Source organism: Deltaproteobacteria bacterium, assembly GCA_020848905.1.
In the GTDB taxonomy this organism is placed as follows: Bacteria; Myxococcota_A; Polyangia.
The window spans coordinates 1-7,634 of sequence record JADLHG010000053.1; the positions used below are offsets into that span (position 1 = coordinate 1).

The window sequence follows — 7,634 nt, forward strand, 5'->3', positions numbered from 1 at the left end:
CCGCCGTCGAGCAGCCGGATGCCAGATCCGGTGCCGCAGCCTCCGTGCGGGGTGGGGGTTCAGGCGGCGGGGGGCGAATCGCCCCGGACCCGAGGACGAGAATTCGCAGTTCGCTTGCCTTATCCGCGATCGGCTCGAGCTGCGCGTCGAACGGAGGGGGATCGGGTTCGGCCGCGGGCGCGACGACGGCGGCTGACTGCATCGCCGAGTACGACTCCGCGAAGGGCTACGGCTGGGACGACGACCTCGCCGTGCTCGTGGCCCCGCCGGCGGGGGGCGAGGGTGCGGCGGAGCCACCGGCTCAGGTCGACACCGCCGTACAGGACTGCTTGCGCGACCTCGGGGGGCAGGACCCGGAGGCCTGCGATCGCGCGCGCGTCATGACGCGTGAGGCGGCGCTGTGCATCACGCGTTCGCAGCAGTTCGCCGAGGGCACGGCCCCCTGGAAGGCGGGGATCACCTACCACTACGGCGAGCGCCGCATCGTCTGGAACGTCCAGAACCTGCTCGAGGACGATGGTCACGGCGCGCAGCGCGGCGAGTACCTCCGCCTCGACGCGCTGCACGGAGCGCTGCTCGGCAGCGGCGCGTGGGGCGCCACACCGTAGGCGGGAGAGCAACCCGCCCCAGCCCACCCGCCGGCGCTCCACCCGGCGCGATCCGGGGTCGGCGCCATGGGCGTCGCCGCCGTCGCCGACCGCTCAGATGCTCTGCGGCAGCGAAGCGGACGCCGCGGACTCGAGTCGCTGAGCGTTCTCGAGCAAGCTGTCGTAGCAGCAGTCGCAGAAGTCGCCCTCGCCCCGCGCTCGCATGGCGGCGGCGGCACGGCGGAAGAGCTCCGCGGCGGCTCCAGGCTGGCCGCGCGCCTGGCAGACGGAGGCGACGCACTCGGCGCTGGCGGGATCGTCGGGGTACTCGGCCAGGTTCGAGGTCACCGTCGACGCCTGCGTCCTCCGGTGGACGTGGGGCGACGGCGGGATCGAGACGACCTGCCGGCCGTAGGGGGGGCTAGGTGGGGAGCGGGGCGCGACCCGAGCGGCGCGTGCGAGGACGAGGCCGTGCGGGCTCGCGAAGGAGCTGGGCGCGGGCCGTAGCGCGCGAGCCGATCGGGACCTCACGGCGGACCACGCCGACCCATACGGCCGGGCGACCACCCGCCAGAGGGCCCGGGGGTTGGGAGTACGTGACCCGTTCCCCGCACCCCGCTCGGCGTTCCCTCCACGAACCCCGGCCGGGAGGCCGCCCCCTCCCGCGAGCCACCAGCGCCCGGCTTCGACGAATTCCGCTTGACAAGGCGAAAACCCCGAGCAATACTCGCACTCGCACTCGCACTCGCACTCGCACTCGCACTCGCACTCGCACTCGGGCGAGCGTGCGGCGAGGCGGGAGCGACGCGGTGACAAATCGCAAGAGCGCGCGGGGCGCGCCGGGTGGCGAAACGAGTGTGCGTACGACCGGCGGGACGGGGAAGCGACGAGCGGGAATTGCGGCGGACGCGCGAGCGCGCCGGGCCGCCCGCGGCCTCGCAGGACCATCCGAGCCCGGGCAGCTTCGCGAAAGCGGACGTCGCGCAGTCGCTGTCGACGCTCGCGTACGCTGGTCGAGTGGCCGGGCTGCGCGGCTAGCGATCGGAGGGGCGATCGCCTCCGCCCTCTACGCAGCAGCACCCCGAGCGCACGCCGCATTCACGCAGGCCACCTGCGGTGTGGTCACGGGCGAGGTCTTCCCCGTGGATCTCGGAGCCAGCGAGTTCAATCAAGCGTGGGGACTGCCGGTGAAGTACGGCCACAACGAGAAGCACGGCTGGAAACTCCTCGTGAACAGCAATGTCTCGCAGGTCGACTTCATGTACGCCGGCTTCGACACCGAATCGAGCTACGACTATCTCGACCTCGGCCACCTGAACGGTACTCATCGGCTGACCGGAGCTCTGGGGACAGGCGAGGCAGCCCTCCTGCCGCTCGCGCCGACGTGGAACCAGCGACACTTCACGGTGCTGTGGAAGACGGATGCGTCCGTGAATCGCAACGGTATCCCCCGAGTGAGCCAAGTCGAAGCGCGGTGCCTGGCCACACCGAATCCAACAGCCCTCAACATGCCGATCACGGTCAACCAGCGGTGGGAGGGCCTGCTGATCAAGTCGGGCGACGTGATCTACACGAGCGTCCTCCAGCCGGCCAACACCCGAATGGTTCTGACGCTGGACGCTATCGCTGGCAAGATTGCCAATCCAGACTTCGATCTGTACGCGAGCACCAGCACGACGATGCCGGACAACAGCAACTATACGTGGCGCAGCTACAACGGCAACGGCGGACGCGGCCTTGCTGGAGGCGGAGAGGCAATCGACATCGGCACGACGACCACCGCGCGCGCCATCTACATTGGCGTTCGCTCATACCCGTGGACGGATAACGCTGGGCACTTCGTCCTCAGGGCAAACGTGCAGAAGAGCGTGCCCTTCGGCGCGACCGGCGTCCGGACGCTCACGGTGTGCCACCCCGGTGTCTCGAACATACAGAGCCATGCAAACTGGCCGAAGGCGAAAGAGACTCTGCAGCGCGCCGCCCTCCGCGTGCTGGCGGCCACCCATGGCAACATCTTCCTCCGCACCTTCGCCATGAAGTACGTGGCCGGAAGCACGAACGGCCAGTTCTGCGAAGGTGCAACGTGCGACTGGTGCATGACCCATCCCGACAAGGGCGACTACTGCGGGTACCAGGCGAACGGACTCCCAGGCCGTGTGCGTATCCCGAACATTGCCTGCGCAGGCGCGGGATACGCGCCAGGCAACTACGATGACCCAACGCTGCTCTCCCTCATCGTCGCGCATGAGGCCACGCACGGAGTCTTGGGCCAAGCGGACGATCCGGTGCAAGGCGATGAGTACTACCAGGGGCTCTCATTCTGCGGGCACTCGATCCTCAACGGCCCGCACAACTGGACCTACCGCTTCTGTACCAGCCTGAATCACTGTAGAGACCCCGAGCCTGGCGCGACGACACCTGCCGGCTTCGACTGCAGTCTGAGCTCCGGCAATCTCTGGGATCGCCTCCAGACGGGCAGCCAGGCGTCATCGTTCTACTCGTTCCACCCAACGGACCAAACGTCGGCGCAGCCCTGGGAAACCTATCACAGCAACTATCACGCCCGTAACCTCGTCAACTTCACCTATCAGTGACCCACGCCACGGAGGCACTCATGTACCGAATCGGGATCCTCGTAGTCAGCGGCATCCTCTCCCTCGCGTGCGCGCAGGCGCCCGACGAACCCCCGGCACCCAAGGCCGGCACCGGCGGCTCTCCCGGTGTGTCGAACGCTGCCCCGGCCCGGCCCGTGGGGCTCTTGCCCCGGAGCGGCCGGCGGGGCGGGACGAACGTGGACACGAGCGGGTTGTTCGGGTTCTCGTGGACTCCGACGAGCGGCACGCTCGCGGCCATCACGCCCGTCATCGAGGCCCGCGCCGCCTACGTGGACGAGGCGGGAGCTCGCGTCGCTGCCGAGGTCGTGTTCGAGGACGTGAGCAAGACAGAGCCGGGTACTGAGCCGTACTTCCGCCTCCGCGCGAAGACCCCTCTCGAGCCGGACCGCTGGCACTGGCTCGTCCTCGAGCAGGACGCGGAGCTGCGCGTCGTGGGCGCGGAGCACGGGGGCGCGTGGTCGGTGCACTTCTTCACCGGGAGCTTCCCGCACCTGGTGGCTGCGCGGACCAGCGGAGAGAAGGACCCGCTCCTCATGTACCTCGACTTCAGCGAGCCCCTCACGGTGACCGCGGGCGACGCTGCGCGCCTCGTCACCCAGAGAGGCGTTGCGGCTGGGAGCTGCGTGCTGAGGGGCATCGAGTGCCTGGGCCAGCGCGAGTCGGTCGTGACAGAAGGCGTGCAGCTGCGGCTGCGCGCGCCGCTCGATCCCGCGACCGCCGCCTTCGAGGTCCCCGGCGCGACCGACGGCTCGGGGCGGACGGTGCTCGAGGGCGCGGCGGCGGCGGGCGTGCTGCTCACCGGTGGCGCGCTCGTGGTGGCGCCTCCCGCTGACGCCTGGCGGGCGTGCGCCGACGGCGCTGGCCAGTGCTGGGAGGAGACCCGGGATGTCCCGGCTGGCTCTCGCTAGCCTCCTGGCGGCGCTCGCTGCCCTCGGCTGCGCCAGCGAGGCCGAGGGCGGAGGGCAGGCGGGGCCGGAGACTTGCGCGATCTGCGCGATCTCCAGGTACGGCTGCGGCCAGAGCGCTGGCGAGTCCTTCTACATGCAGGTGAGCTACGTCACCGAGGAGGGCTGCCGGGGAACGGGGGCGGGGCAGCTGCCCACGAGCGATCCCTCCATCCGGATCGACTGCGCGACCAGCGAGGCCTGCTACTCGAACGGGACGTGCGGCGTGATCACCGTCGACGCCGGCACCCTCCGGTGGACGTGGGGCGACGGCGGGATCGAGACGACCTGCCGGCCGTAGGGGGGGCTAGGTGGGAAGCCGAGCGCGACCCGAGCGGCGCGTGCGAGGACGAGGCCGTGCGGGCTCGCGAAAGAGCCGGGCGCGGGCCGTAGCGCGCGAGCCGATCGGGACCTCACGGCGGACCACGCCGATCCATACGGCCGGGCGACCACCCGCCAGAGAGCCCGGGGGTTGGGAGGGAGCCGAGCGCGGTCCGAAGATCGCGTGCCCCACCGCGGCTCCCGCTCCGCGCGCCCGGCCCCATGCTCCCGGCATGGCCGCAAAGCCCAAGGTCGTCGTGGAGAACGTCAACACGCCCGGGCGGGCGAACCGCGTGGACGAGGAGAAATACCTCGCGATGCGCGCCGCGCTCTTGAGGGCACTGCCGGCCAGGTCGCCCGGGCTCACGCAGGCGGAGATGGTGGAGGCGGTGCTGCCCCGCTTGCCCGAGTCGCTCTGGCCCGGTGGTGCGAAGGCGCTCTGGTGGATCAAGACGGTGCAGCTCGACCTCGAGGCCAAGCGCCTCGTCGCGCGCGAGGCCGAGGCGCGACCCCTCCGGTGGCATCGCGCGCGCGCGCGTCTCTAGCCCACCCGCCGGCGCTCCACCCGGCGCGATCCGGGGTCGGCGCCGTCGCCGACCGCTCAGGTGCACTGCGGCAGTGAAGCGGACGCCGCGGACTCGAGTCGCTGAGCGTTCTCGAGCAAGTCGTCCAAGCACCAGTCGCAGAAGTCGCCCTCGCCCCGCGCTCGCATGGCGGCGGCGGCACGGCGGCAGAGCTCCGCGGCGGCTCCAGGCTGGCCGCGCGCCTCGTAGGAGGAGCGCGCCGCGCCGCACGCCGCGATGGCTGCCTCCGAGGCCGAGCTGGATGGGGGTCAGGTCGTGACGGAAACACTCCGCGACTGGGCCTCGCCTGCCACGCAGCGCGTGGTCGCGAGCATCGTCGGGTCTCGTGTGATAGGGCGCGAGCGTGAGCCGGTACGTCGCGCTCCTGCGTGGGATCAACGTCGGCGGCAAGAACGTGATCCAGATGGGGGCGCTCGCGGAGTGCTTCCGGGGCGCGGGCATGACCGCGGTGGTCACGTACATCCAGAGCGGCAACGTCGTCTTCGAGTCGGGGGAGGCGGCGGCGGCGGTGGTGGAGCGGCTCGAGACCGCGATCGAGCGCCGCTTCGTCGTGAGGGTACCCGTCATGCTCCGGACCGCCGGGCAGCTGCGGAGCGTGGTAGGGCGCGCGCCCGCGAGGTTCGGCGCGGAGCCCGAGAGCTACCGGTACGACGTCCTCTTCCTGGCGCCGAAGGTGAGCTCGGCGGCAGTGCTCGAGGTCGTGCCGCGCGCGCCCGGCGTCGACGAGGTCCACGCCGGGACGGGCGTGCTCTACTTCAGGCGGCTCATCCTCGAGGCGGCGAAGAGCAAGCTCAGCCGCCTGGTGGCGATGCCGGTCTACAAGACCATGACGATCCGCAACTGGGCGACGACGACCGCGCTCGCGCGGCTGGCCGGCGGAGCCGATCCGTGAGCGAGGGTCCGTCCGCGAGGCACCGCGAGCCCGCGCCCAGGGGCACCCCTCGGCAGAGCCCGCTCCACCCGCCGAGCAGGCGGTGCCGCCGCGCCGGAACGGCGAGGCCCGTGCCGCGTCAGCGCCCCCGGCGAGGCACGAAGAGCAGCGCCGCGACGGAGACGTCACCCGAGTAGTCCATCGCGGCGTTGCTCGGCTCCAGGTCGAACCCCCAGCGCGAGGACGGCCCGTGGAGCCAGAGATCGTGCCCGCGGAGCACCGCGCCCCGCCCCGTGCCGAGGTCGTAGAGGCCGACGTCACCCACCTGCCCGAGCCCGGCGCTGCTGATCGAGGTGGTGCCGCTGCCCTGGATGCCCGTGCCGCGGAGGAAGAGAGTCTTCTGCCCGACGGCGATCTCCGGACCGGTATAGGAGGTCGGCGGGACGACGCCGCTGCAGTCGGCGCACCAGCGCAGGAGCCTGCCCTTGTGGTGGAGGAACTCCATGTCGATGCCGCCATCGGCCGAGCCGTCACCGTCCAGATCGCGGTCCACGTGGAGCATCCCGGGCACGCCCGAGGTCGACACGTCGAGCACCACGGTCGCGTGGCGGTCCAGCGTCACCACCTTCGACCCGGCCGGCCCCGCCTTGACCTTCGCCTTCGCCTTCGAGCTCTTGCAGTTCGGCATCGCGTAGAGGCGCTTGCCGTCGGGCGCGAGCCCGAACGAGGTGACGAGGGAGCCGTAGCTGGACACGTCCACGTCGCCGAGCTTCGCGCCCCCGGGGCCGAAGACCGAGATCCCGTCGTCGTTCCCGAGGAACATGCGCGCGCCCGTGCCCGTCCCCACCACGGTGAGGCCGGGCACCCAGTTGTTGGTCGAGCCGCACGTGTCGTCGGCGGTGTCGCCGAGGAGGGCCGTGCGCGCGGCCAGGTCCAGCTTGCCGTCTGCGAGGGTCGGGAGAGCCCACACGTGCGTCTTGCGGGGGAGCTTGTCGTCCGCGAGCTGGCGCGACCACGACGGCTCGACGACGAACACCTTCTCTCCCATCGCGGCGATGCCCCGGAGCACCCGCTTCGTCGTGAGCCACGGGCTCGAGCCGACCCCGTAGGTGGCGACCAGCGAGGCGTTGCCCTTCGCGAGCTCGGTCACGTCCGCGACCGCGAGGTGCATGCCCCCGGCGGTCGGCTGGGCCCCCGCGCCTTTGAAATCCACGAGGTAGAGGAAGGTCTTGTTGCCCTTCTTCACCGTCGTGCCGCGGCAGACCCACGGGTAGGCTGTCGGGCTCGGGCTGGCGGGGCATTTGCCGTCCCTGCAGTCGGGGTGCGGGATCCAGAGCGGGGCGCCCGACGCGAACGCGCGCTTCGCCACATCGAAGGAGAACACGCGGGCGCCGTCGTTGCCGACGCCGATCACGAAGAGCGTCGTGCCCGAGCCGCGCACGAAGCCGCAGAGATCCCCCTGGAAGTCGGCGCCCCCCACCTTCGGGATCGCCTACGCGCTCGGCTACGCTCGCGTCGAGTGCTGCCGGCGCGCCGCCCCCACCGCTACACTTACGACGACTATGTCGCGGTCGAGCTCCTCAGCACCTTGCCGCTCTCGGCCCGCTTCCCGAAGGGCAGCATCTTCCGCGAGGACCGGCTGCCGGTGCCCGCCGAGGCGCTGCGCGAGGTCATCCTCAACGCGGTGATGCACCGGGACTGCAGCCGCGCGA

9 protein-coding genes are annotated in these 7,634 nt (G+C 71.2%); 7 read left to right on the forward strand and 2 right to left on the reverse strand.

Annotation, left to right across the window (positions count from 1 at the left end):
- Positions 1 to 251: 251 nt before the first annotated feature.
- Positions 252 to 608 (forward strand): hypothetical protein, encoded by a 357-nt coding sequence (locus IT371_23010; protein ID MCC6750553.1) that lies wholly within the window; start codon positions 252 to 254, stop codon positions 606 to 608.
- 93 nt (positions 609 to 701) lie between these two features.
- On the opposite strand, the gene IT371_23015 is transcribed toward IT371_23010, so the two are convergent.
- Positions 702 to 935 carry a hypothetical protein gene (locus IT371_23015; GenBank protein MCC6750554.1) on the reverse strand — a complete coding sequence of 78 codons (234 nt, stop codon included), beginning with the start codon at positions 933 to 935 and terminating at the stop codon, positions 702 to 704.
- Positions 936 to 1,729: 794 nt separating this feature from the next.
- On the opposite strand from IT371_23015, the gene IT371_23020 reads away from it, so the two are divergent.
- The 5 genes from IT371_23020 to IT371_23040 all read left to right on the forward strand — a co-directional run bounded on the left by IT371_23020 (position 1,730) and on the right by IT371_23040 (position 5,943).
- Positions 1,730 to 3,181, forward strand: a complete 1,452-nt coding sequence (locus tag IT371_23020) for a hypothetical protein (GenBank protein MCC6750555.1) — start codon at positions 1,730 to 1,732, stop codon at positions 3,179 to 3,181.
- Between the two features lie 20 nt (positions 3,182 to 3,201).
- Complete coding sequence (locus IT371_23025; GenBank protein MCC6750556.1) at positions 3,202 to 4,110, forward strand: hypothetical protein; 909 nt, start codon at positions 3,202 to 3,204, stop codon at positions 4,108 to 4,110.
- On the forward strand, positions 4,088 to 4,447 hold the full coding sequence (locus IT371_23030; protein MCC6750557.1) for a hypothetical protein: 360 nt from the start codon (positions 4,088 to 4,090) through the stop codon (positions 4,445 to 4,447). The genes IT371_23025 and IT371_23030 overlap by 23 nt, the downstream gene beginning before the upstream one ends.
- Positions 4,448 to 4,700: 253 nt before the next feature.
- Positions 4,701 to 5,012: a hypothetical protein gene (locus IT371_23035; protein ID MCC6750558.1), complete on the forward strand. Its 312-nt coding sequence runs from the start codon at positions 4,701 to 4,703 to the stop codon at positions 5,010 to 5,012.
- A 382-nt stretch (positions 5,013 to 5,394) separates the two neighbouring features.
- Positions 5,395 to 5,943 (forward strand): DUF1697 domain-containing protein, encoded by a 549-nt coding sequence (locus IT371_23040; protein ID MCC6750559.1) that lies wholly within the window; start codon positions 5,395 to 5,397, stop codon positions 5,941 to 5,943.
- Positions 5,944 to 6,061: 118 nt separating this feature from the next.
- Here IT371_23040 and IT371_23045 read toward each other — a convergent pair whose 3' ends face one another.
- Positions 6,062 to 7,402 carry a hypothetical protein gene (locus tag IT371_23045; protein ID MCC6750560.1) on the reverse strand — a complete coding sequence of 447 codons (1,341 nt, stop codon included), beginning with the start codon at positions 7,400 to 7,402 and terminating at the stop codon, positions 6,062 to 6,064.
- Between the two features lie 39 nt (positions 7,403 to 7,441).
- Between IT371_23045 and IT371_23050 the strand changes: the two genes are divergently transcribed.
- On the forward strand, positions 7,442 to 7,634 hold a 193-nt coding region (locus tag IT371_23050), incomplete at its 3' end, for a hypothetical protein (protein ID MCC6750561.1).